The following is a 23,052-nucleotide window of genomic DNA, read 5'->3' as shown; positions in this document are numbered from 1 at the left end:
GTAAACTCACAGGTCTGCGAATGGCGCCATGGTAATGGAGCGCTTTCAGGGATGAAACCCTGTAATTTGGCTGAATGCCTATGGTTTTCCCTAGAATTGAACCTGCCAGGTACCTGAGTCGTAACAAAGGGGTGGTTGTGGCAGGCGAATGAAAGCTTTTTGAAAGTTTTTAGAAAGAGAAGGGAAAGCCGGGTCGGGTCCCGCGTGGCGGGATGGCCACATGAGCCTGCGGGGCAGGGATCGGCGGCGGGGTTCGCCGCGGTTCCATGGATGACGGCATCCAGGCGTTGAACCCGCACCGCGGGGATGGAGTTCTGGCGAAATATTGCCAGGTATCACATGGTGCATATGACCATGTAGCGGGGCGATGAATGGTTTACGATAGCGCCCATGCTGCAAGACCTCGATCAACTCGCTGCCCGCATCGGGCAACTGGTGCAACGCACCCGTCAGCTTCATAGCGAACGGGATGCGTTGCGATCCCGCCTGAGCCAGGCAGAACAGGATTCCCGCAAGCTGCGCGAACATTGCGAAGACGCCGAAGCCCGTTTGCAGGCTTTGCAGGCACGCCTGCAAACGCATGACAGCGAACTGGCCGCAAAGCTCGCGCAGTCCGAGGAAAACGAAGCCCGCCTGCGTGCCGAACTCGAAAAGCATGCGGAACAGCGGCAGGCGCTGGAAAACCAGCTGACCGCGCAGGAAACCGCGTGGCAGAACCGCCTGAGCGCGCGCGAAACCGACCTGCAGCGTTTGCGTGTGGCCGCGGTGGCCGCGCGCGAGCGTATCGATGCCGTCCTGGCGCGTCTGCCGGGCGCCCCGGTCGAGGAGCATCAATAAAGTATGGAACGCGTAGACGTAAATATCCTGGGCCGCGAATACTCGATGGCCTGCTCTGCGGAAGAAAAACCCACCTTGCTGGCCGCGGTGCGGCATGTGGATCAGCTCATGCAGCGCATCCAGGGCACCGGCAAGGTGTCCAGCAATGAACGCATCGCGGTGATGGCCGCGCTGCAGGTCGCCGGTGAATTGCTTTCCATGAAAGCGCCCGACGGTCCCTTGGGCGGCTTGGCGGTCGGCGACTTCAAGCGTAGAATTGAGGACATGAATTCGATGTTGGACGACGCCCTCTCCGGGCAGGAAAAATTGCTGTAGCCCACGGGCATTCCCAGGCGACCGCGCTCCTCCCATCGTTGTCCGTCGTAGTGCTTTTGTTCTTCCACGGTTTTTCGGATTTTCAGTTTGTCCCTGCCGTGTTCGTGACTGGACCATACATTCTCTGAACCTATGCTTTTTGGCATACAGGTTGCGTGAATGTGGGGGCTGGTGTGATCGTCTCTCTGTCAGACGAACCCGACGCCCCTCCGATCGCGACCACCTTGAACCTCTCGGTTCGAGATGCCGGTCCTGACGACACAGGCGGGGCATTTATCCCGCGGGCCTGCTTTCATGCAGGTGCCGCGCGGCCCCTGGGCCCAAGCGCTAGCGCCGAAGCCCACATCCACGAGCGCCGAAGCCCACATCCACGAGCGCCGAAGCCCACATCCACAAGCGCCGAAGCCCACATCCCTCGGAACATCTCTCCCGAAGTCCTGGCGCCGTGCGGCCACCGCAACGCAGCTTCGTTGCCAGGTCTTTCATTCGCTCAACCATCGTAGGTGGCGCATGGCCTAGAATTTCCGGCGATGCGCGCGCCGCCTGTCGGCGCGCCGCCGCGATCCCGCGCCGAATCCCCGGTGCGATCGTCACAGGAGGCCTACCCACATGCTTGATCGCTCGCTGCCATTTCGTCTCGGCCCTATCCCCACGCGCGCCGCGCTGGCCCTGGTCCTTGCCTGCGGTGCCGGCATTGCGATGCCGGCCGCGACGATGGCGCAAGGCGCGCCGTCCGCCGATGCCCACCATGCCACGCAGGCGGGCGACAGGCAGGACGCTGGCCCGCTGCTGACGCTGCAGGCGGCGGCCACGGAAGAAGTCCGCCAGGACACGGTGCAGATCACCGTCAGCGCGCAGGTCGAAGCGCCCGACCAGGCCGGGGTGGGAAAGAAGCTGAATGCATTGCTCGACGACTTGATGAAGACCGCCAAGAGCAACCCCGACGTCAGCGCGCGCACGGGAAGCTACCGCGTCTGGCCCAACAACAATACGAAGGGCAAGATCGTCGGCTGGCAGGGCGAAGGCTCCATCGTCCTCGAATCGACCAACTTCGACGCCGCCTCGGCGCTGGCGACCAGGATGGGCGACAAGAGCGCGATTTCCAATATCGGCTTCACCTTGTCGCGCAAGGCGCGCGAAGCCGTGGAACGCAAGCTGTTGAACCAGGCGGCCCAGGCCTTCCGCGAGCGTGCGCTGGCGGCGGCGTCGGCATTCGGATTCAGCGGCTATCGCCTGAAGAAAATCGATCTGGGCGGCGTCGGCGCGGTCGCGCCGCGCGCCTATATGGCCATGGCGAAGGGCGCCATGCCACCCGCGCCGGCTGCCGATGTTCCCCTGCAGGCCGACATGGTCACCGTCAGCGTGGACATCAACGGGACGATCGTTTTGCAGTAAAGACGAACAGGAACACGCCGATGATCACCATGGGGATCGACAGCCACTGGCCCATGCTGAGCCCGCCGGCCAGCAGGCCCAGGAAGTCGTCAGGTTCCCTGGTGAACTCCACCAGGAAGCGGAAGGTGCCGTAGCCGATCAGGAACAGGGCGCTTACCTGCCCGGTGGGGCGCGGCTTGCGGGCGAACCACCACATCACGATGAACAGCGTAATGCCTTCCAGCCCCAGTTCATACAACTGCGATGGATGGCGCGGGATGCCGTCGCCGCTTTGCGGGAACACCATGGCCCACGGCACATCGGTGGGCCGGCCCCACAATTCGCCGTTGATGAAATTGCCCAGTCTCCCCATGGCCAGGGCCAGGGGGATCAATGGGGCGATGAAGTCGCTGACCGTGAAAAAGGACACGCCGCGCTTGCGCGCGAAATACAGCATGACCAGGATCACGCCCAGCAGTCCGCCGTGGAAGGACATGCCGCCCTGCCATAGATAAAAGATTTCCAGCGGATGCGAGAAGTAGTACGACGGCTTGTAGAACAGCACGTAGCCCAGCCGTCCGCCCGCCACCACGCCGATCACGCTATAGAAGATCAGGTCTTCCAGGTCGCGCGCGGTGAATCCCCCGGCGACCTTGCCATGCGCGATGCGCCAGCGTCCAAGCAGGTAGACCAATCCGAAGCCCAGCAGGTACATCAGTCCATACCAATGTACGGCCAATGGCCCGATGCGGATTGCGATGGGATCGAATTGAGGATAGCGCAGCATGGGTTGGATGTATAAAACAGGGTGGCCCGATCATAACCGGCCTTGGTGTTTCCGCCCGGCGGATGCCGCATCGGCTTCCGCCTGGATCGTCGCGATACCGGCCAGCACGCCGACCAGGAGTCAGATCATGGCAGCTAACGAACGTTCCCGGCATATCACGCATGGCGTGGCGCGCGCGCCGAATCGCGCCATGTACTACGCGCTGGGCTATCGCGAAACCGATTTCGACAAACCCATGATCGGCGTGGCCAACGGCCATTCGACGATTACGCCATGCAATAGCGGCCTGCAGCGGCTGGCCGATGCCGCGGTGGACGCCGTGCGGGCGGCGGGCGCGAACCCGCAGACCTTCGGCACGCCGACGATCTCCGATGGCATGTCCATGGGCACCGAAGGCATGAAGTACTCGCTCGTATCGCGCGAGGTCATCGCCGACTGCATCGAGACGGCTGTCCAGGGCCAGTGGATGGACGGCGTGGTCGTCATCGGCGGCTGCGACAAGAACATGCCGGGCGGCATGATCGCCATGGCGCGCATGAACGTGCCGGCCATCTATGTCTATGGCGGCACCATCAAGCCTGGCCATTACAAGGGGAAGGACCTGACCATCGTCTCGGTCTTCGAGGCGGTCGGCGAATACACCATGGGCCGCATGGACGAAACGGACTTCAAGCAGATCGAGAAATGCTCGGTGCCGGGGTCCGGTTCCTGTGGCGGGATGTACACGGCCAACACCATGAGCGCGTCCTTCGAGGCGATGGGCCTGAGCTTGCCGTATTCCAGCACCATGGCCAACGAAGACGTGGAAAAGACGGCTTCGGCGGCCGAGTCCGCGCGCGTGCTGGTGGAAGCGGTCAAGCGCCAGATACGGCCGCGCAACCTCATTACGCGCCACTCCATCGAAAACGCGGTGGCCGTCATCATGGCGACCGGCGGCTCCACCAACGCGGTGCTGCATTTCCTCGCCATCGCCCACGCGGCGGAAGTCGACTGGACCATCGACGATTTCGAACGCATGCGCCGCCGCATCCCGGTCATCTGCGACCTGAAGCCTTCCGGCCGCTACGTGGCCACCGATCTGCATCGTGCCGGCGGCATTCCCCAGGTGATGAAGCTGCTGCTCAACGCGGGCCTGCTCCATGGCGATTGCCCCACGATCACCGGCAAGACCATCGCCGAAACGCTGCGGGACGTGCCCGATGCGCCGCCGGCCGGGCAGGATGTGATCCGGCCCATCGACCAGGCGCTCTATGCGCAAGGGCATCTGGCGATCCTGAAGGGCAATCTGGCGCCGGAAGGCTGCGTGGCGAAGATCACCGGCCTGAAGAACCCCGTGATGACGGGCCGCGCGCGCGTCTTCGATTCCGAGGACGCCGCCATGGACGCCATCATGGCGCGCGCGATCGTGGACGGGGATGTGGTGGTCATACGCTATGAAGGTCCCAAGGGCGGACCCGGCATGCGCGAGATGCTGTCGCCGACCTCCGCGCTGGTCGGCCAGGGGCTGGGCGAGACCGTGGGCTTGATTACCGACGGAAGGTTTTCCGGCGGCACCTGGGGCATGGTGGTCGGCCACGTGGCGCCGGAAGCCTTCGTGGGCGGTCCCATCGCGCTCATCCGCGAAGGCGATTCGGTTACCATCGATGCCCACCGACTACTGCTGCAACTGAATATCAGCGACGAGGAAATGGCCGATCGCCGCAAAGCCTGGACGCCGCCCAAACCGCGCTACACGCGCGGCGTGCTGGCCAAGTTCGGCAAGCTGGCCGGCACTGCCAGTCGCGGAGCCGTCACCGATGCATTTGAAGATTGAAGGAATACGCGGTCGCGTGGCCGTGGCCGCGCTGGGCTTGCTCCTGGCGCAGGGCGCCATGGCCCAGACCGTGGGAGAGTCCCTGGTAAAAAGCAAGGTATGCCTGGGGTGCCATCAGGTGGATACCCCCCGCGTCGGACCGCCGTTCCGGGCCGTTGCGGAGCGCTACGCCGGCCAGCCCGACGCCGAGGCCTACCTATCCAATTCCATACGTAATGGCGGCCGCTATCGCTGGGGCAAGCTGTCGATGGCGGCCCAACCGCAGGTCAGTCCGGAGGAAGCGCACGAGATCGCCAAATGGATCCTCACGCTCGCCCCGGACCAGAAAAAGCCCTGACGGCTCAGTCCTTGCCGGCGGTCTCCACCGGCTTCAGCACCCCGCGCCGCATCTGGTCCAGCTCGATGGACTCGAACAGCGCCTTGAAGTTGCCTTCGCCGAAGCCTTCGTTGCCCTTGCGTTGAATGATCTCGAAGAAGATCGGGCCCACCTGGTTTTCGGTGAAGATCTGCAGCAACAGCCCGCCACCCGGGGCGCCATCCAGCAGGATGCGGTTATGCGCCAGGCGCGCGGTCTGCTCCCCATGATCCGGAATGCGCCGGTCGAGCAGCTCGTAATACGTATCCGGCGTGTCCAGGAAGGTGACGCCGCGAGCGCGCAGCGCTTCCACCGTCGCATAGATGTCGTCGGTACCCATGGCGATATGCTGTATGCCTTCGCCGCGATACAGATCCAGATATTCCTGGATCTGGCCTTTCTGCTCCGTGCCTTCTTCGTTGATGGGTATCCGGATATTGCCGCAGGGCGAGGTCATCGCCTTCGACTTCACGCCGGTGACCTGGCCTTCGATATCGAAATACCGTACCTCGCGGAAGTTGAACAGGCGTTCGTAGAATTCCGCCCATTCCGCCATGCGCCCCTTGTGCACATTGTGGGTCAGGTGATCGACCATCGTCAGCCCCGCGCCGGCATAGGTCAGATCGCTTTCCGCCGTCTGCGCGTCGATGGGCTCGAAGTCGACGTCGTAGATGCTGATGTCGCCGATCCCGCCGTGCCCCTCCTTGCCGCGCCAACGGTCCACCAGATAGATCAGCGAGTCGCCGATGCCCTTGATGGCGGGTATGTTCAACTCCATGGGTCCGCTGTGGGAGTCGAAGCCCCAGGCACCCAGCTCCAGCGCGCGACGGTACGCCGCCGCCGCGTCCTGGACGCGGAACGCGATGGCACAGATGGACGGGCCATGCAGGCGCGCGAAGCGCTGGGCGAACGAATCCGGTTCGGCATTCACCAGGAAGTTGACGCCGCCCTGGCGATACAGGATCACATCCTTATGGCGATGCCGCGCGATGGCCTTGAAACCCAGTTGCTCGAACACCCGGCGCAGGGCCGCGGGGTCGGGCGCCGCGTACTCGACGAATTCGAAACCGGCGGTACCCATCGGGTTGTCCCAGGGGCGGAAAGGTTCAGTCATATTAGGCATCCTGTTATGCGGTTGTCCGGGGGAGCGAAGTCCGAAAAATTGTAGGCAACTTGCCCAGGCATCTGATTGCGAAAATGGCCCATAATCCATAGAAAATGGCAGTAAAATGCTCATTATTCAAACGGAGGAGCATAAAATGTCAACAGACGCGTTGGATCGGACCGATCGCAAGATCCTGGCCGAGCTGCAGCGGGACGGGCGGTTGACGAACCAGGAGCTGGCGGACCGGGTGTCGTTGTCGCCCAGTCCCTGCCTGCGCCGGGTCCGGCGCCTGGAAGAAGAGGGCTATATCGGCCGCTACGTCGCGCTGGTGGACGCCGGGAAAGTCGGGTTCGGCCTGCTTGCCTACATTACGATCCGCCTCAATAAGCACAGCGGCTCCAGCCATGCGCCCATGGCCGACTTCGCGCGTGACGTCCAGGCCTGGCCCGAGGTCGTGGCCTGCTACGCGATGACGGGTGACATGGACTATCTGTTGCGCATCCAGGTACGCGACCTGGCCCACTTCTCCCGCTTCGCCATGGATACGCTGATGCAGCATCCCGCCGTCATCGACATGCGCTCCAGCTTCGCGCTGCAGACGCTCAAGGAGACGACCGAGCTGGCGCTGTAAGGCCGGCCCCGCTCGTGCTATCATCTCGGGCTTCGGTTGCGTGATTGAACCGGATTGATGGTGAAGGCCGGGGCGCAAGCCGGCGGTGGGTCAGGGAAATCTGGGTCAGGAAATATTTTCGACAAGCCCGCTCCCCGATTTGACAGCCCTAAAAAAAGCCTTCATAATCTCGTTTCTCTGCTGCTGACACAGCAGCGACGCAAGGCAAACCAGCCGAGCGCCGCGGTGACAGCAAGCAGAACTGCTCTTTAAAAACTAACAACCGATAAGTGTGGGCGCTTGATGGATGTAGGCGCACCCGAGCCGGTGTGGTGTTTGGACGATAACGTTCGAGCGCACGGCGGCCGGGGCCGAAGAAATCAAGTGCTCACAGAAGTAAGTGTCAGGAATCAGATGGTCGCAAGATCGTCTGGGTTCTATCACTTCCTTTGAGAGCGCTAAGCGAAAGACAGCCCGGGTCGATGGACCTTGGGTTGTACGAAACAGAGATTGAACTGAAGAGTTTGATCCTGGCTCAGATTGAACGCTGGCGGGATGCCTTACACATGCAAGTCGAACGGCAGCACGGACTTCGGTCTGGTGGCGAGTGGCGAACGGGTGAGTAATGTATCGGAACGTGCCCAGTAGCGGGGGATAACTACGCGAAAGCGTAGCTAATACCGCATACGCCCTACGGGGGAAAGCGGGGGATCTTCGGACCTCGCACTATTGGAGCGGCCGATATCGGATTAGCTAGTTGGTGGGGTAACGGCTCACCAAGGCGACGATCCGTAGCTGGTTTGAGAGGACGACCAGCCACACTGGGACTGAGACACGGCCCAGACTCCTACGGGAGGCAGCAGTGGGGAATTTTGGACAATGGGGGCAACCCTGATCCAGCCATCCCGCGTGTGCGATGAAGGCCTTCGGGTTGTAAAGCACTTTTGGCAGGAAAGAAACGGCGCCGGCTAATACCTGGCGTAACTGACGGTACCTGCAGAATAAGCACCGGCTAACTACGTGCCAGCAGCCGCGGTAATACGTAGGGTGCAAGCGTTAATCGGAATTACTGGGCGTAAAGCGTGCGCAGGCGGTTCGGAAAGAAAGATGTGAAATCCCAGGGCTTAACCTTGGAACTGCATTTTTAACTACCGGGCTAGAGTGTGTCAGAGGGGGGTGGAATTCCACGTGTAGCAGTGAAATGCGTAGATATGTGGAGGAACACCGATGGCGAAGGCAGCCCCCTGGGATAACACTGACGCTCATGCACGAAAGCGTGGGGAGCAAACAGGATTAGATACCCTGGTAGTCCACGCCCTAAACGATGTCAACTAGCTGTTGGGGCCTTCGGGCCTTGGTAGCGCAGCTAACGCGTGAAGTTGACCGCCTGGGGAGTACGGTCGCAAGATTAAAACTCAAAGGAATTGACGGGGACCCGCACAAGCGGTGGATGATGTGGATTAATTCGATGCAACGCGAAAAACCTTACCTACCCTTGACATGTCTGGAATCCCGAAGAGATTTGGGAGTGCTCGCAAGAGAACCGGAACACAGGTGCTGCATGGCTGTCGTCAGCTCGTGTCGTGAGATGTTGGGTTAAGTCCCGCAACGAGCGCAACCCTTGTCATTAGTTGCTACGAAAGGGCACTCTAATGAGACTGCCGGTGACAAACCGGAGGAAGGTGGGGATGACGTCAAGTCCTCATGGCCCTTATGGGTAGGGCTTCACACGTCATACAATGGTCGGGACAGAGGGTCGCCAACCCGCGAGGGGGAGCCAATCCCAGAAACCCGATCGTAGTCCGGATCGCAGTCTGCAACTCGACTGCGTGAAGTCGGAATCGCTAGTAATCGCGGATCAGCATGTCGCGGTGAATACGTTCCCGGGTCTTGTACACACCGCCCGTCACACCATGGGAGTGGGTTTTACCAGAAGTAGTTAGCCTAACCGCAAGGAGGGCGATTACCACGGTAGGATTCATGACTGGGGTGAAGTCGTAACAAGGTAGCCGTATCGGAAGGTGCGGCTGGATCACCTCCTTTCAGAGCAAGCGCGTGCGTTTGTCAAGCGGCCACACTTATCGGTTGTTGTTTAAGACTGGATCGAAAGCGGATCCGATGCGAATTGGGTCTGTAGCTCAGTCGGTTAGAGCACCGTCTTGATAAGGCGGGGGTCGTTGGTTCGAATCCAACCAGACCCACCAAGGTTTTATCTGGGGGTGTAGCTCAGCTGGGAGAGCGCCTGCTTTGCAAGCAGGATGTCATCGGTTCGATCCCGTTCACCTCCACCAATTGCCTTGTTTGATAAACGAGGCGGGTGCAGCGTCGAAGGGTCCGCGGAAAGAGTTCAACGATCAGTGTTTGAAGCGATATCGAAAAATACCTCGATATGGCTTACGAGCCTTGATCGTTGAGTTTTTGACTCGACAGTTTTATTCGTTCTTTAACAATCTGGAAGAAGCACAACGAGAAGTATTGGCGGTGTGTTTATTGTCTGTATTGATAGCGATATCGATATGGCGATAAATGCGTCGTTGAATACGGGTTGTGATTGCATTAGTAGTTCAAACTCAAGTGAATTTGAACGGCACAAACGCAAAGTATCATGTCAGAGCAAGACGGTTGCTTGGAAGAGTTCTATAGCCATCAGCGTTATAGGATCAAGCGACTAAGTGCATATGGTGGATGCCTTGGCGATCACAGGCGATGAAGGACGTTGTAGCCTGCGAAAAGCTGCGGGGAGCTGGCAAACAAGCATTGATCCGCAGATATCCGAATGGGGAAACCCACCGTCGCGAGACGGTATCCTGGGCTGAATACATAGGCTCCAGGAAGCGAACCGGGTGAACTGAAACATCTCAGTAACTCGAGGAACAGAAATCAACCGAGATTCCGAAAGTAGTGGCGAGCGAAATCGGAAGAGCCTTTACGATTTAGCGCGTTGTATAGTCGAACGGGATGGAAAGCCCGGCCGTAGCAGGTGATAGCCCTGTAGGCGAAATGCAATGCGTGGAACTAGGCGTAAGAGAAGTAGGGCGGGACACGTGAAATCCTGTTTGAAGATGGGGGGACCATCCTCCAAGGCTAAATACTCGTGATCGACCGATAGTGAACCAGTACCGTGAGGGAAAGGCGAAAAGAACCCCGGAAGGGGAGTGAAATAGATCCTGAAACCGTATGCATACAAACAGTCGGAGCCTCCTTGTGGGGTGACGGCGTACCTTTTGTATAATGGGTCAGCGACTTACATTCAGTGGCGAGCTTAACCGGATAGGGAAGGCGTAGCGAAAGCGAGTCCGAATAGGGCGATTTTAGTCGCTGGGTGTAGACCCGAAACCAGATGATCTATCCATGGCCAGGTTGAAGGCACGGTAACACGTGCTGGAGGACCGAACCCACTAGTGTTGAAAAACTAGGGGATGAGCTGTGGATAGGGGTGAAAGGCTAAACAAATCTGGAAATAGCTGGTTCTCTCCGAAAACTATTTAGGTAGTGCCTCAAGTATGACTGCGGGGGGTAGAGCACTGTTATGGCTAGGGGGTCATGGCGACTTACCAAACCATGGCAAACTCCGAATACCCGCAAGTCCAGCTTGGGAGACAGAGCACCGGGTGCTAACGTCCGGACTCAAGAGGGAAACAACCCAGACCGCCAGCTAAGGTCCCGAATTATCGCTAAGTGGGAAACGAAGTGGGAAGGCTTAGACAGTCAGGAGGTTGGCTTAGAAGCAGCCATCCTTTAAAGAAAGCGTAATAGCTCACTGATCGAGTCGTCCTGCGCGGAAGATGTAACGGGGCTAAGCGATAAACCGAAGCTGCGGGTGTGCACTTTAGGGTGTACGCGGTAGGAGAGCGTTCTGTAAGCCTGTGAAGGTGACTCGTAAGGGTTGCTGGAGGTATCAGAAGTGCGAATGCTGACATGAGTAGCGATAAAGGGGGTGAAAAGCCCCCTCGCCGTAAGTCCAAGGTTTCCTGCGCAACGTTCATCGGCGCAGGGTGAGTCGGCCCCTAAGGCGAGGCAGAGATGCGTAGCTGATGGGAAGCTGGTTAATATTCCAGCACCATCGTACAGTGCGATGGGGGGACGGATTGCGGAAGATCATCAGGGTGTTGGATGTCCCTGTTGCTGCATTAGAGAGGGCGCTTAGGCAAATCCGGGCGCGTGACTCAAGGGTGTGGCACGAGCGAGCATGTCTCGCGAAGTGATTGGAAGTGGTTCCAAGAAAAGCCTCTAAGCTTCAGCTGTACGAGACCGTACCGCAAACCGACACAGGTGGACGGGATGAATATTCCAAGGCGCTTGAGAGAACTCGGGAGAAGGAACTCGGCAAATTGATACCGTAACTTCGGGAGAAGGTATGCCCCGGTAGTGTGAGGCGCCTGCGCGCTGAGCATGATGGGGTCGCAGAGAATCGGTGGCTGCGACTGTTTATTAAAAACACAGCACTCTGCAAAGACGAAAGTCGACGTATAGGGTGTGACGCCTGCCCGGTGCCGGAAGGTTAAGTGATGGGGTGCAAGCTCTTGATCGAAGCCCCGGTAAACGGCGGCCGTAACTATAACGGTCCTAAGGTAGCGAAATTCCTTGTCGGGTAAGTTCCGACCTGCACGAATGGCGTAACGATGGCCACACTGTCTCCTCCCGAGACTCAGCGAAGTTGAAGTGTTTGTGATGATGCAATCTACCCGCGGCTAGACGGAAAGACCCCATGAACCTTTACTGTAGCTTTGCATTGGACTGTGAACCGGCCTGTGTAGGATAGGTGGGAGGCGCGGAAACCGAGTCGCCAGATTCGGTGGAGCCGACCTTGAAATACCACCCTGGTCTGTTTGCGGTTCTAACCTTGGCCCGTTATCCGGGTTGGGGACAGTGCATGGTGGGCAGTTTGACTGGGGCGGTCTCCTCCCAAAGCGTAACGGAGGAGTTCGAAGGTACGCTAGGTACGGTCGGAAATCGTGCTGATAGTGCAATGGCATAAGCGTGCTTGACTGTGAGACTGACAAGTCGAACAGGTGCGAAAGCAGGACATAGTGATCCGGTGGTTCTGAATGGAAGGGCCATCGCTCAACGGATAAAAGGTACTCTGGGGATAACAGGCTGATACCGCCCAAGAGTTCATATCGACGGCGGTGTTTGGCACCTCGATGTCGGCTCATCTCATCCTGGGGCTGTAGCCGGTCCCAAGGGTATGGCTGTTCGCCATTTAAAGAGGTACGTGAGCTGGGTTTAAAACGTCGTGAGACAGTTTGGTCCCTATCTGCCGTGGGCGTTGGATACTTGACGGAGCCTGCTCCTAGTACGAGAGGACCGGAGTGGACGTACCTCTGGTGTACCGGTTGTCATGCCAATGGCATTGCCGGGTAGCTATGTACGGAAGAGATAACCGCTGAAGGCATCTAAGCGGGAAACTCGTCTGAAGATTAGGTATCCCGGGGCCTCGAGCCCCCTGAAGGGTCGTTCAAGACCAGGACGTTGATAGGTCGGGTGTGGAAGCGCAGTAATGCGTTAAGCTAACCGATACTAATTGCCCGTGCGGCTTGATCCTATAACCCTGATGGTTGACAGCACCATCCAAAGCAAGCGGCTTGCATAAAGCCATGATGCTTGCGAATGTGCCCGCAATCCCAACCCGAATTCAACACCAAGCAGTACCACGCAGCACCCCCCAATACCCTCGACCTGGCCCGCGCCAACAGCGCGCCAGGCGTGCTTCTCCCAGATTGGCGTGACGCGAACGCTCCCACACGAGCGCACGCGCCGCGCAACCCTTTACGCCTGACGACCATAGCAAGGTGGTCCCACTCCTTCCCATCCCGAACAGGACAGTGAAACGCCTTCGCGCCGATGATAGTGGACGGACGTCTGTGAAAGTAGGTCATCGTCAGGCTCTTATCCCCAAAACCCCGCTGCACGCTGCAGCGGGGTTTTGCTTTTTCAAGCGCCGCATTCAAAGGACGTCCGCAAATAACAACGTTCAACAGCCCGGCAAGGCAGGGCGACCGAACCGTCGGATGTTGTGCGGTAACATAATCCGATCAACCAGAAGGAGCGGTTATCGTGAGTGAGCCCCAGATCCCTGTGACCACCAACAGTCCTGACCTGCGCACCATTACGCATGTCGCGTACGGCTTGTACGCATTGGGCTTCGTGACCGGCGGCTTTCTCGCCATCGCCACGCTCGCGGCTGTCGTGCTCGTTTATATCAAGCGCGCCGACGCGGCCGGCACCTACTATGCGTCGCACTTCGACTGGCTGCTGCGCACCTTCTGGTGGGCGCTGCTGTGGTTGGCGATCAGCGCGATCGCGACCTTGATCTTCATCGGTTGGATCGGTGTCGCGGCGACCGTGATCTGGGTGCTTTACCGCTTGATCAAGGGCTGGCTCGCGCTGATGGAAGGTCGTGCGCCCACGGCATATGCGTGAATGTGCGTGACCGCACGCGCCCTTGCGGCGCATGCATGCATGTCACGCAGCACTGCAATCCAATGAAAACGGCTGGCATATTGCCAGCCGTTTTTTATTCCGTTCCCGGGCGGTGATCAGCGCGACGCGATGATGTCGTTGCGCATGTTCCCTGGCACGGCGCCTGCTGGTACGAATTGCGTCGCGGCGCTTATCGTATGCCGGGGTCCGCGAGGTAGAACCTGCTGACGAACAGCACGGTCCAATTTGCCCTAGCGGTTAAGCGGGCTGTAAAGGACCGAAGACGACCTTTACTTGAGATGCGCGTTGACCAGCTTGGTCAGTTCGAACATCGAAACCTGGTCTTTGCCAAACAGCGGGCGCAGCTTGTCATCTGCGTTGATGTTGCGCTTATTGCTGGCATCTTGCAGGTTGTGCTTCTTGATGTATTCCCAGATCTTTTTCGTGACCTCGGTGCGGGGCACCGCCTCGGGACCGATGACCGCAGCCAGATCCGCGCTCGGGGTGAGCGGCTTCATGAAAGCAGCATTCGGCTTGCGGGCGGACGCGGTTTTGGAGGGTGTGGCCATAACGCGGCTCTCCTTCTCTGAGTGTTGGAAAATTGATCCTGCGGCCGGAGCATAACGTGTCTGCGCCCTAAAGACAAAGGCATTTATCGTCTGTAGCAACTAAAATGACGCACTAAACTCCGCAACTTTGTAATCCGTGACGGACTATGTATCCGCGTTCTCCGCTTGAATCGATACGCTTATTCCATGATGAACTAACGGCGCTGCGACGCGACCTGCATGCCCATCCCGAGTTGGGGTTCGAAGAAGTGCGAACATCGGGCATCGTGGCGGGCGCGCTCGAGGCCTTGGGCATCGAGGTGCATCGGGGAATCGGCAAAACAGGTGTGGTCGGCGTGATCCGCGGACGCGGTAAGGATAGCGGGCGCATGATCGGATTGCGCGCCGATATGGACGCGTTGCCCATGACGGAAGACAACGCCTTCGGCCACAAGTCGACCAAGCCCGGTTTGATGCATGGCTGCGGACACGATGGCCATACCGCGGTGCTGCTGGGCGCCGCGCGCTACCTCGCGCAGACGCGCAACTTCGACGGCAGCGCGGTGCTGATTTTCCAACCGGCGGAAGAAGGCCGGGGTGGCGCCAAGGCCATGATGGAAGACGGCCTGTTCGACACCTTTCCCTGCGACGCCATCTACGCGTTGCACAACTGGCCGGGACTGCCGCCAGGCACGATAGGCATCAATCCCGGGCCCATGATGGCGGCGGCGGATCGCTTCGAGATCGTCATCAACGGACGCGGCGGCCATGGTGCGCATCCGTACCAGACCATCGATCCGGTCGTGGTCGCGGGCCATCTGATCACGGCCTTGCAAAGCGTCGTCGCGCGCAATATCAATCCGCTCGATTCGGCGGTGTTGTCGGTCGGTTCAGTGCAGGCCGGCCACCCCGGCGCCATGAGCGTGATTCCGCGCGAGGCGCGCATGGTCGGCACCGTGCGTACCTTCCGCAAGACCGTGCAGGAACTGGTCGAGAAGCGCATGACCGAACTGGCGACGTCGATTGCCGGCGCGTTCGGCGCGACGGCCGAAGTCACCTACGAGCGGATCTACCCCGCCACGCTGAACACACCGCGGCACGCCAATCTGGTGGCGGACATCGCCACCGAGATGATAGGCAAGGAGAACGTGGTCCGCGATCTGGTGCCGTCCATGGGGTCGGAGGATTTTTCCTTTATGCTTCAAGCCCGGCCAGGCGCGTATTTCCGCCTGGGGCAGGGCGGCGCGGACGCCGGCTGCACCCTGCACAACAGCCATTTCGATTTCAACGATGCCGTCATCCCGCTAGGCGCGGCCATGTTCTGCGCGCTGGCCGAACGCGGCATGCCCTTATCGGAATAGAGACGGCCGGCACCATCGCCGCACATTGCCCCATATCGCCTCCTGGCGCGGGTTGTGGGCGCCAACATCCACACTGGGAATTTCATGTCCACACAGTCCTTCGATACCATGGTCATCACGCGTCCGGATGACTGGCATCTGCATCTGCGCGATGGCGATGCCCTGGCCGCGGTGGTCGGCGATACGGCGCGCCAGTTCGCGCGCGCCATCATCATGCCGAACCTGAAGCCGCCGGTCACGACGACGGAACAGGCGCTGGCGTATCGCGAGCGTATCGAGGCCGCGCTGGCCGCCGCCGGCGTATCCGCCGGTTCGTTCACGCCGCTGATGACGCTCTACCTGACCGACAACACCTCCGCCGACGAGATTCGCCGCGCGAGCGAGTCCGGCAGCGTGTACGCGGTCAAGCTTTATCCGGCGGGCGCCACGACGAACTCCGATGCGGGCGTGACGGACTTGCTGGGCAAGTGCCGCCCCGCGCTGGACGCCCTGGAAAAATGTGGCATGCCCTTGCTGGTGCATGGCGAAGTCACGGATCCGCAGGTCGATGTGTTCGATCGCGAAGCCTTGTTCATCGAGCGCGTCATGCTGCCGCTGCGCGCCGCCTACCCCGCCTTGAAGGTGGTCTTCGAGCACATCACCACCAAGGACGGCGCGGAATACGTGCGGGACGCCGAAGGCCCGGTCGCGGCCACGATCACGCCGCAGCATCTGCTGTACAACCGCAACTCGCTGTTCCAGGGCGGCATGCGTCCGCATATGTATTGCCTGCCGATCCTGAAGCGCGAAGTGCATCGCCAGGCGCTGGTCGCCGCCGCCACCAGCGGCAGCAAGCGTTTCTTCCTGGGTACGGACAGCGCGCCGCACGCCCGCGGCTTGAAGGAACACGCCTGCGGCTGCGCCGGGTGCTACACCGCGTTGCATGCCATGGCGCTGTACGCCAAGGCCTTCGAACAGGCGGATGCCCTGGACAAGCTGGAGGCATTCGCCAGCCATTACGGCCCGGATTTCTATGGTCTGCCGCGCAATACGACGACGTTGACGCTCAAGCGGCAGGAATACGTCATCCCGGACGCAGTGCCTTACGGCGCCGACACGCTGGTGCCGCTGGCCGCCGGAGAATCGCTCGCCTGGCGCGTGCAGGTGTGAGAAGTCGCGCTGACTGACGGCGCGTAGCCGCGCGCCGTGGGCGCGCCAGGTCGCTCAGGACGTGGGCGCGCGGCGCGCTTCCAACTGCTCCCAGCGGTTGAATTTCTCTTCCAGGGCGCGGTCCAGCTCCGCCAGCTTCTGATTGATGCGTTCGACTTCGTCGGGCGCGTCGCGATACAGCGAGCCGTCCGCCAGCCGCGCCGACAGCGCCGCCTGTTCGGCTTCGATCGTCGCGATGGCGTCGGGCAGGGCGTCCAGTTCCTTGATCTCCCAGGTGCTCAGGCGGCTCACCCGCGCGGCCTTGGACTTGCCCTGGCCGCCGGCCTTGTCATCGGCCTCCGGCTTGTCGGCCTGGCCCGCCGCGGACGCCGCGCCGCCCGTCGCATCGGCGACGGCGGGCGCGGGCGCCGGGCGCTGGGCGAGCCAGTCGTCATAACCGCCTACGTAGTCTTTCCACAGGCCCGCGCCGTCGTTGGCGATGGTCTGCGTCACGACGTTGTTGAGAAACTCGCGGTCGTGGCTGACCAGCAGCACGGTGCCCGTATATTCCTGCAGCAGCGATTCCAGCAGCTCCAGCGTTTCGATATCCAGGTCATTGGTGGGTTCGTCCAGCACCAGCACATTGGCGGGCCGGGCGAACAGCCGGGCCAGCAGCAGGCGCGCGCGTTCGCCGCCCGACAGGCTGCTGACGGGCGAATTGGCGCGCGCGGGCGAGAACAGGAAGTCTCCCAGGTAGCTCATCACGTGCTTGCGCGTGCCGCCTATCTCTACCCATTCGCTGCCCGGGCTGATGACGTCGGCCAGGGTGTCGGTTTCATTGAGCTGGGCGCGCATCTGGTCGAAATAGGCGACCGCCACGTTGGAGCCCATGCGCACCGTGCCCGAATCCGGCGCCAGCTGGCCCAGGATGATGCGCAGCAAGGTGGTCTTGCCCGCGCCATTGGCGCCGATGATGCCGATGCGGTCGCCGCGCAGTATGGTGGTGGAGTAATCGGCGACCACGACGCGATCGCCATAGGCTTTGCGGACGTGCTGCAGTTCCGCGACCAGCTTGCCCGAGCGTTGCCCCTCGGCGATCGCCAGATTGACGTTGCCCTGTCTTTCGCGGCGCTCGGCACGCTCCACGCGCAAGTGTTCCAGCCGCCGCACGCGTCCTTCGTTGCGAGTACGACGCGCTTCCACGCCCTTGCGTATCCACACTTCTTCCTGCGCCAGCAACTTGTCGAAGCGCGCTTGTTCCAGGCGTTCCGATTCCAGCCATTGCGCCTTGCGTTCCTGCCATTGCGAGAAATTGCCGGGGAAGCTGAGCAGACGGCCGCGGTCGAGTTCGACGATGCGGGTGGCGATGTTGTCCAGGAAACGGCGATCGTGCGTGATGATGACCGCGCTGCCTTTCCAGTCGGCCAGTACCTGTTCCAGCCAGGCGATGCCGTCGAAGTCCAGGTGGTTGGTCGGTTCGTCGAGCAAGATCAGATCGGGCTCGTCCGCCAGCGCGCGCGCCAGCGCGACGCGTTTGCGCGTGCCGCCGGACAGGCCGGCGACGCGGCTGTCGCCGGGCAGGCGCAGCCGCTCCAGCAAGGCACGCACGCGTGCGGGCCGTTGCCAGTCTTCGTTATCGTCGAGCGGGCCGCACACCGTTTCGAATATGGTGGCGTCCTCTTCCAGGACGGGCTCCTGCTCGACCGTGGCGACCTTCAGTCCGGCCGCGCGCGTGATGTCGCCGTCGTCGGGATCGGTGCGCCCGTCCAGCAGCCTGAGCATGGATGACTTGCCGGCGCCATTGCGGCCGATCAGGCCGATGCGTTCCCCGGCCAGGATGGAGAAGTCGGCGCCGTCCAGCAGCGGGTGGTGGCCAAAGGCGAGCTGGACGCCGGTGAAGGTAATCAGGGTGGCAGGGGCCATGGAGCGGTACGGAAATCGGCTTGAGACCGCTATTGTCGCAGGAAGGCCCGGGCGCTGCCGGCGCGCTCAGTCCGCGGGCATGTCCGCGCCGGCCGCGGGCGCCGCGCGCGGATCGAAGTAGCCGTCGGTAAGCGTGCCCAGGAAGGCGACCACGTCATCGATCTCACGCGGCGTCAATGCGGGCGGGTCGCCCGGCTTGCCGCCGAATGGCGGATCCATATTGACGTTCTCGTGATACCGCGCCGGCAGATCGTCGAACTTGTCCACGGTGCCGTCGGCGCGGCGCGGGTACCAGCGTTCGGGTTGCACGTCCCGGGTGGCGTAGAACTCGACGACTTCCCGCAGGGTATGGAACACGCCATTGTGGAAGAACACCTTGCGCGTGGCGACGTTGCGCAGCGTGGGCGAGCGGAACAGGCCGCAATAGTCGGGATGGTCGGCCAGATCCTTGCGGTAGGGGCCGCACAGGCCGAGATCGAAATAGGCGGGGTCGGCGTTGTCGGCGATGGCGGGATTGCGCGGTACGCCCAAGGCGATGTGGCCGTAGTCGTTGAATATCGGCAGGGTGCCCGGCACGCTGAAGCGGTGGCAGCTGGCGCAGTTGCCCTTGTCCTCGGCGGCGAACAGCCGCAGGCCGCTCGCTTCCTGTTCGGTAAAGCTCGCGCGCCCCATGGCCACCGCGTCGTACTTGCTGCTATAGGGAAAGAACAGCGACGGGGTGTCCTGGTAGTAGGCGAGCGCCTGGGCGATCGCCGCGAAGGCCTTGTCGGTATCGTCGAAGATCTGGCTGCCATACAGGCGGCGCACCGTGTCCGCATAGGGCGCCGATTGCACGCGGGCGACGACGGCGGCCGGGTCCTTGTTGCCCATCTCGCGCGGGTCCAGCAAGGGAATACGCGCCTGCGCATCGGCACGGTTCACGCGGCCATCCCAGGTCAGGCCGCCGGTGGGGCCGGCATCCGTGCTGTTGTCGCCTTCTTCCTCGCTGTCGACGAAGTGTTCGTTGAAAGGGGGGGCCTGCTGCAGGTACATCAAGGACGGTACGGCGCGCACGCCGCTCCGGGTCATGGCCGATCCGCCCGGCTGCACCGACATGCCGTCGGGCGGGCCGAAGTGATTCTGCGGGCTATGGCAGCTGGCGCAGGACTGGCGCCCCGACGCGGACAGGCGCGGGTCCATGAACAGTGTCTGTCCGAGCGCGGACAGGTCGGCGGCCCGCTGCTTCGCATAGGCGCGATCGAAGGTGACCGGGGGCGGTGGATAGACGGCCTGCGCAGTCCCGGACTGCGCCGAGGCATATCCCCATAGGGCGCCTGTCGCCAGCAGCGCCGGCACGAAAAAGAACAGGAAGCGTGCGCGGTGCGAGGCGGCGAAACGGGCGAGAGACATGGATGGAAAAGGGGTAAAGCGGATGGAGAGCGGACGGACTGCGGTTTGGGTTGCGGGTTCAGCCCCACAGGAGGCTAGCAGCGCAATATTTCCGTTCATGGAAGCCACGCTGACCATGCCCTGAACGGCGTGGCGGTGCTTCAGTTCGCGTTCAGTAAAGCTTCATGAAGTTCACATCTTGGTGCCCGACCATGGCGGCGTTTTGCGCATGCCATTCATCAAGAGGAACTTGCTGGTATGAAGCCGACTTTCCGCACCAAGTGCGTTTCATCGCTACGGCCGCTGGCCGCGTTAGCAGTCCTGGGTACGCTGGCCGCCTGTGGCGGCGACGGTGGAGACTCCGCCTCGGATCTGGTCGCGCGCGCGCAGGATCGCGCCGTCGACAACATCCAGAACGTGGTGGTGATCTACGCCGAGAACCGCAGCTTCGACAACCTGTACAGCGACTTCCCCGGCGTGGACAGCCCGCTGGCCACCGCCACCTACGCGCCCCAGATCGATCGCGACGGCAAGACCGTACTGGCCGCGCTGCCGCCGGTATGGGCCGGGCTGACCAACGCCAAGGCGCAGTTCGATCCCACCGTGCCGGTCGTCACCACGTCGCAGACGCAGGGGATGCCGAACAAGCCCTTCTCGATCAACGACACCTATCCTGGCGTCGACCTGCGCGCGGTCAATGCGGACCTGTGGCACAACTTCTATCAGAACCAGATGCAGATCGACGGCGGCAAGAACGACCAGTTCGTCGCCTGGGCCGATAGCGCCGGCGGGCTGGTGATGGGCCACTTCACCGGCAACGCCACCACGCTGCCCTTGTGGAAGGTGGCGCAAAAGTACGCGATGGCCGACCATTTCTTCATGGGCGCCTTCGGCGGTTCGTTCCTGAACCACCAGTACCTGATCGCCGCGACGCCGCCGGTCGTGCCGATCAACGACAACAACAAGAGCAAGGTCGCCACGCTGTCGGATGGCCCGCAGGGTTCGCACCTGGCGGTGAACCCCGCTGCCCAGGGCGCGGATTCGGCATTGAGCGGCCCGGCCACGTCGATTTTCGTGACCAGCAGCGCCACCCTGACGCCGGACGGCTTCGGCATCAACACGATGCAGCCGCCGTACCAGCCGAGCGGCAACAAGCCGGCCGCCAACGCGCAAGGCGTCACCGCCGGACTGCTGGCCGATCCCTCCAACGCGACGACGGTGCCGCCGCAGACGCAGCAGAACATCGGCGACCTGCTCAGCCAGAAGGGCGTGGAGTGGGCCTGGTACAGCGGCGGCTGGGCCTTCCAGACCGCGCGTTCCACCAATCCCGCGGGCTGGGTGGGGTCGGACTACACGGGCACCGCGCTGCAGTCCAATGGCCAGCCTTTCGTGAACTTCCAGTTCCATCACCAGCCCTTCAACTACTTCAAGCGCTTTGACCCGACCACGCCGGACGGCGTCGCCCAGCGCACGGAGCATCTGAAGGATGCGGGCGTGAACGGCGAGAACTTCATCGCCGATATCCGCGCCGGCAAGCTGCCGCCTGTGTCGTTCTACAAGCCGGTCGGCAACCTGAACGAGCACAACGGCTACGCCGACGTGCTGCGCGGCGACCAGGCCATCGCCAATATCATCGCGGAGCTGGAAAAGAGCCCGCAGTGGGGCCATATGCTGGTCATCGTGACGTACGACGAAAACGGCGGGCTGTGGGACCACATCGCGCCGCCCAAGGGCGACCGCTTCGGCCCAGGTTCGCGGGTGCCCACCATCATCGCCGGTCCGACCGTGCGCCAGGGCTACGTCGACCACACGATGCTGGATACGACGTCCATCCTGCGCTTCATCACGCGGCGCTGGTCGTTGCCGGAACTGCCTGGCATCACCACGCGCCGCAACGCCCTCAAGCAGAATTCGGGCGTGGACCAGGGCGACATGAGCGAAGTCCTCGACCCCAGCCTGACCTGAACGCGGGCAATCGCCGGCTCAGGCTAAAATGGCGCCAGCAGGACGGGTCGGGCAATCGCGGTGCGCATGCATCGAGGAAGGTCCGGACTCCACAGGGCGCGGTAGCGGCTAACGGCCGTCCGGGCGCGCGGCGGGCAACCGGCGCGCGCTCGAGGAACAGGGCCACAGAGACGAGTCTGCGAAGCGGGCGCGGGTCACACCGCGCACAGGCACGGCGACTCCGTGCCGCGCGTCCGGCAACGGGCGCGGCGTCGCAGGGTGAAACGCGGCAACCTCTACCGGGAGCAACATCAAATAGGCATGCGCACGGTCTTCGGACCGGGAAGGGCGGCTCGCCCGAGCATGCGGGTAGATGGCTAGATCCGGCCAGCAATGGCCGGGCCAGAGGAATGATTGCCCGCCGGGGTCTCCCCGGCGTACAGAATCCGGCCTACAGACCCGTCCTGCCCTCCTTATGTAGGACTCCCTTGCTCCGAGAGGCGGGATGAACGCCAGGCGAAACTTCTTCTTTCGCCGTAGCCTCAGGTAGGACTTTTAGATCATTTTGCAACCCCCTGATTTATCAGGGGGTTTTTATTTTGTGTTTTCAACGGTGACAGCTAAGTCCTTGTTGTGATTGAAAAATTTGTGTCCGGTTGCTTGACCGCGGGTTTCCCTTCCCGTAGAGTGGGAAAAAGTAGGTTTTTGTGCAATTAAGTGGGAGGAATGGGTGTTCCAGGGAAGCAGCGCACTCACGCTGGATGCGAAGGGGAGGATCTCGATTCCGACCCGGCATCGTGACGCCCTGGTCGCTCAGGCGGAGGGCCGGCTTACGTTGACCCGCCACCCGGACGGTTGCCTATTGCTCTACCCGCGCCAGGAATGGGAAAAAAAGCGTGAGGTCATCGCCGCGCTTCCCATGTCCGCCCGGGCATTGCAGCGGCTGCTGCTGGGCAATGCCCAGGATGTCGAGCTGGATGGGTCCGGCCGCATCCTGATCGCCCCCGAACTGCGCAATGCCGCAGGTATGACGCGCGAAGCGATGTTGCTCGGCATGGGCGCGCACTTCGAGCTGTGGGATGCCGCTTCCCTGGCCCGCCGCGAGGCGGAAGATCTGGCTCAGGGGATGCCGGAAGTGCTGAATCAGTTTTCGTTCTGACG

General features: G+C 61.6%; 16 protein-coding genes, 2 tRNA genes, 3 rRNA genes and 2 other RNA genes. 18 read left to right on the top strand and 5 right to left on the bottom strand.

The genetic code is table 11. The features are described from left to right. Positions 1–390 precede the first annotated feature (390 nt). From CAL26_RS21470 to CAL26_RS21455, 4 genes are all read left to right on the top strand, one after another. Positions 391–837, top strand: a complete 447-nt coding sequence (locus tag CAL26_RS21470; protein WP_086066659.1) for a hypothetical protein — start codon at positions 391–393, stop codon at positions 835–837. Between the two features lie 3 nt (positions 838–840). Next, positions 841–1,152, top strand: a complete 312-nt coding sequence (locus CAL26_RS21465) for a cell division protein ZapA (protein WP_094848746.1) — start codon at positions 841–843, stop codon at positions 1,150–1,152. Positions 1,153–1,239: 87 nt separating this feature from the next. Continuing rightward, a non-coding RNA gene (gene ssrS / locus CAL26_RS21460) (6S RNA) lies at positions 1,240–1,427 on the top strand. A 424-nt stretch (positions 1,428–1,851) separates the two neighbouring features. Continuing rightward, positions 1,852–2,547: an SIMPL domain-containing protein gene (locus CAL26_RS21455; RefSeq protein ID WP_094848745.1), complete on the top strand. Its 696-nt coding sequence runs from the start codon at positions 1,852–1,854 to the stop codon at positions 2,545–2,547. Here CAL26_RS21455 and lgt read toward each other — a convergent pair. Further along, positions 2,522–3,313 carry a prolipoprotein diacylglyceryl transferase gene (lgt, locus tag CAL26_RS21450; RefSeq protein ID WP_094848744.1) on the bottom strand — a complete coding sequence of 264 codons (792 nt, stop codon included), beginning with the start codon at positions 3,311–3,313 and terminating at the stop codon, positions 2,522–2,524. The two genes, CAL26_RS21455 and lgt, sit on opposite strands and share 26 nt — an antisense overlap. Before the next feature lie 127 nt (positions 3,314–3,440). Between lgt and ilvD the strand changes: the two genes are divergently transcribed. Next, the gene (ilvD, locus tag CAL26_RS21445; RefSeq protein WP_094848743.1) at positions 3,441–5,126 is read left to right on the top strand and encodes a dihydroxy-acid dehydratase; all 1,686 of its coding nucleotides are present in this window, start codon (positions 3,441–3,443) and stop codon (positions 5,124–5,126) included. Beyond that, entirely contained in the window at positions 5,110–5,463 is a 354-nt protein-coding gene (locus CAL26_RS21440; RefSeq protein ID WP_094848742.1) for a c-type cytochrome, read from the top strand. Before ilvD ends, CAL26_RS21440 begins: the two co-directional genes overlap by 17 nt. A 4-nt stretch (positions 5,464–5,467) precedes the next feature. On the opposite strand, the gene hppD is transcribed toward CAL26_RS21440, so the two are convergent. Continuing rightward, a complete protein-coding gene (gene hppD / locus CAL26_RS21435; protein ID WP_094848741.1) occupies positions 5,468–6,595 on the bottom strand; it encodes a 4-hydroxyphenylpyruvate dioxygenase in 1,128 nt (375 codons plus the stop codon). 145 nt (positions 6,596–6,740) lie between these two features. Between hppD and CAL26_RS21430 the strand changes: the two genes are divergently transcribed. The 7 genes from CAL26_RS21430 to CAL26_RS21400 all read left to right on the top strand — a co-directional run bounded on the left by CAL26_RS21430 (position 6,741) and on the right by CAL26_RS21400 (position 13,619). Next, positions 6,741–7,217 carry an Lrp/AsnC family transcriptional regulator gene (locus CAL26_RS21430; protein ID WP_094848740.1) on the top strand — a complete coding sequence of 159 codons (477 nt, stop codon included), beginning with the start codon at positions 6,741–6,743 and terminating at the stop codon, positions 7,215–7,217. Positions 7,218–7,708: 491 nt separating this feature from the next. Further along, positions 7,709–9,239 (top strand): 16S ribosomal RNA (locus CAL26_RS21425). A gap of 84 nt (positions 9,240–9,323) precedes the next feature. Beyond that, positions 9,324–9,400 (top strand) — tRNA-Ile (locus CAL26_RS21420). Positions 9,401–9,411: 11 nt separating this feature from the next. Continuing rightward, positions 9,412–9,487: transfer RNA gene (locus CAL26_RS21415), tRNA-Ala, on the top strand. Positions 9,488–9,854: 367 nt separating this feature from the next. Then, positions 9,855–12,741 (top strand): 23S ribosomal RNA (locus CAL26_RS21410). 229 nt (positions 12,742–12,970) lie between these two features. Further along, positions 12,971–13,083 (top strand): 5S ribosomal RNA (rrf, locus tag CAL26_RS21405). The 16S, 23S and 5S rRNA genes sit together here with 2 tRNA genes alongside, the layout of an rRNA operon. Positions 13,084–13,253: 170 nt before the next feature. Beyond that, positions 13,254–13,619, top strand: coding sequence for a DUF4870 family protein (locus CAL26_RS21400; protein ID WP_094848739.1), 366 nt, complete (start codon positions 13,254–13,256; stop codon positions 13,617–13,619). Positions 13,620–13,909: 290 nt separating this feature from the next. Here CAL26_RS21400 and CAL26_RS21395 read toward each other — a convergent pair whose 3' ends face one another. After that, positions 13,910–14,188, bottom strand: coding sequence for an SWIB/MDM2 domain-containing protein (locus CAL26_RS21395; RefSeq protein ID WP_066639945.1), 279 nt, complete (start codon positions 14,186–14,188; stop codon positions 13,910–13,912). A 146-nt stretch (positions 14,189–14,334) separates the two neighbouring features. Here CAL26_RS21395 and CAL26_RS21390 point away from each other — a divergent pair, with 146 nt between their 5' ends. Together CAL26_RS21390 and pyrC are read left to right on the top strand one after the other, a co-directional pair. Then, positions 14,335–15,528 carry a M20 aminoacylase family protein gene (locus CAL26_RS21390; RefSeq protein ID WP_094848738.1) on the top strand — a complete coding sequence of 398 codons (1,194 nt, stop codon included), beginning with the start codon at positions 14,335–14,337 and terminating at the stop codon, positions 15,526–15,528. 84 nt (positions 15,529–15,612) lie between these two features. Beyond that, positions 15,613–16,677: a dihydroorotase gene (gene pyrC, locus CAL26_RS21385; protein WP_094848737.1), complete on the top strand. Its 1,065-nt coding sequence runs from the start codon at positions 15,613–15,615 to the stop codon at positions 16,675–16,677. 54 nt (positions 16,678–16,731) lie between these two features. Here the strand turns inward: pyrC and CAL26_RS21380 are convergent, their stop codons facing one another. Both CAL26_RS21380 and CAL26_RS21375 read right to left on the bottom strand, forming a co-directional pair. Next, positions 16,732–18,579, bottom strand: a complete 1,848-nt coding sequence (locus CAL26_RS21380; protein WP_094848736.1) for an ATP-binding cassette domain-containing protein — start codon at positions 18,577–18,579, stop codon at positions 16,732–16,734. Between the two features lie 66 nt (positions 18,580–18,645). Next, a complete protein-coding gene (locus CAL26_RS21375) occupies positions 18,646–19,968 on the bottom strand; it encodes a cytochrome-c peroxidase (RefSeq protein WP_094848735.1) in 1,323 nt (440 codons plus the stop codon). Between the two features lie 237 nt (positions 19,969–20,205). Between CAL26_RS21375 and acpA the strand changes: the two genes are divergently transcribed. From acpA to mraZ, 3 genes are all read left to right on the top strand, one after another. Then, complete coding sequence (gene acpA, locus CAL26_RS21370) at positions 20,206–21,912, top strand: acid phosphatase (protein ID WP_094848734.1); 1,707 nt, start codon at positions 20,206–20,208, stop codon at positions 21,910–21,912. Positions 21,913–21,951: 39 nt separating this feature from the next. Then, an RNA gene (gene rnpB, locus CAL26_RS21365) (RNase P RNA component class A) lies at positions 21,952–22,361 on the top strand. A gap of 260 nt (positions 22,362–22,621) precedes the next feature. Beyond that, positions 22,622–23,050 (top strand): division/cell wall cluster transcriptional repressor MraZ, encoded by a 429-nt coding sequence (mraZ, locus tag CAL26_RS21360; RefSeq protein ID WP_179283420.1) that lies wholly within the window; start codon positions 22,622–22,624, stop codon positions 23,048–23,050. Positions 23,051–23,052: the final 2 nt, after the last annotated feature.

Source organism: Bordetella genomosp. 9, from assembly GCF_002261425.1.
In the GTDB taxonomy this organism is placed as follows: domain Bacteria; phylum Pseudomonadota; class Gammaproteobacteria; order Burkholderiales; family Burkholderiaceae_B; genus Bordetella_C.
This window is presented reverse-complemented; position numbering and strand designations above follow the sequence as displayed.

What these genes read in the sequence shown, in the direction of transcription:
- CAL26_RS21375 (WP_094848735.1), bottom strand. Translation starts at nt 19,968, where the DNA reads ATGTCTCTCGCCCGTTTCGCCGCCTCGCACCGCGCACGCTTCCTGTTC.
- CAL26_RS21470 (WP_086066659.1), top strand. Translation starts at nt 391, where the DNA reads ATGCTGCAAGACCTCGATCAACTCGCTGCCCGCATCGGGCAACTGGTG.
- CAL26_RS21430 (WP_094848740.1), top strand. Translation starts at nt 6,741, where the DNA reads ATGTCAACAGACGCGTTGGATCGGACCGATCGCAAGATCCTGGCCGAG.
- hppD (WP_094848741.1), bottom strand. Translation starts at nt 6,595, where the DNA reads ATGACTGAACCTTTCCGCCCCTGGGACAACCCGATGGGTACCGCCGGT.
- CAL26_RS21380 (WP_094848736.1), bottom strand. Translation starts at nt 18,579, where the DNA reads ATGGCCCCTGCCACCCTGATTACCTTCACCGGCGTCCAGCTCGCCTTT.
- acpA (WP_094848734.1), top strand. Translation starts at nt 20,206, where the DNA reads ATGAAGCCGACTTTCCGCACCAAGTGCGTTTCATCGCTACGGCCGCTG.
- pyrC (WP_094848737.1), top strand. Translation starts at nt 15,613, where the DNA reads ATGTCCACACAGTCCTTCGATACCATGGTCATCACGCGTCCGGATGAC.
- CAL26_RS21395 (WP_066639945.1), bottom strand. Translation starts at nt 14,188, where the DNA reads ATGGCCACACCCTCCAAAACCGCGTCCGCCCGCAAGCCGAATGCTGCT.
- lgt (WP_094848744.1), bottom strand. Translation starts at nt 3,313, where the DNA reads ATGCTGCGCTATCCTCAATTCGATCCCATCGCAATCCGCATCGGGCCA.
- CAL26_RS21465 (WP_094848746.1), top strand. Translation starts at nt 841, where the DNA reads ATGGAACGCGTAGACGTAAATATCCTGGGCCGCGAATACTCGATGGCC.
- CAL26_RS21440 (WP_094848742.1), top strand. Translation starts at nt 5,110, where the DNA reads ATGCATTTGAAGATTGAAGGAATACGCGGTCGCGTGGCCGTGGCCGCG.
- ilvD (WP_094848743.1), top strand. Translation starts at nt 3,441, where the DNA reads ATGGCAGCTAACGAACGTTCCCGGCATATCACGCATGGCGTGGCGCGC.
- CAL26_RS21390 (WP_094848738.1), top strand. Translation starts at nt 14,335, where the DNA reads ATGTATCCGCGTTCTCCGCTTGAATCGATACGCTTATTCCATGATGAA.
- CAL26_RS21455 (WP_094848745.1), top strand. Translation starts at nt 1,852, where the DNA reads ATGCCGGCCGCGACGATGGCGCAAGGCGCGCCGTCCGCCGATGCCCAC.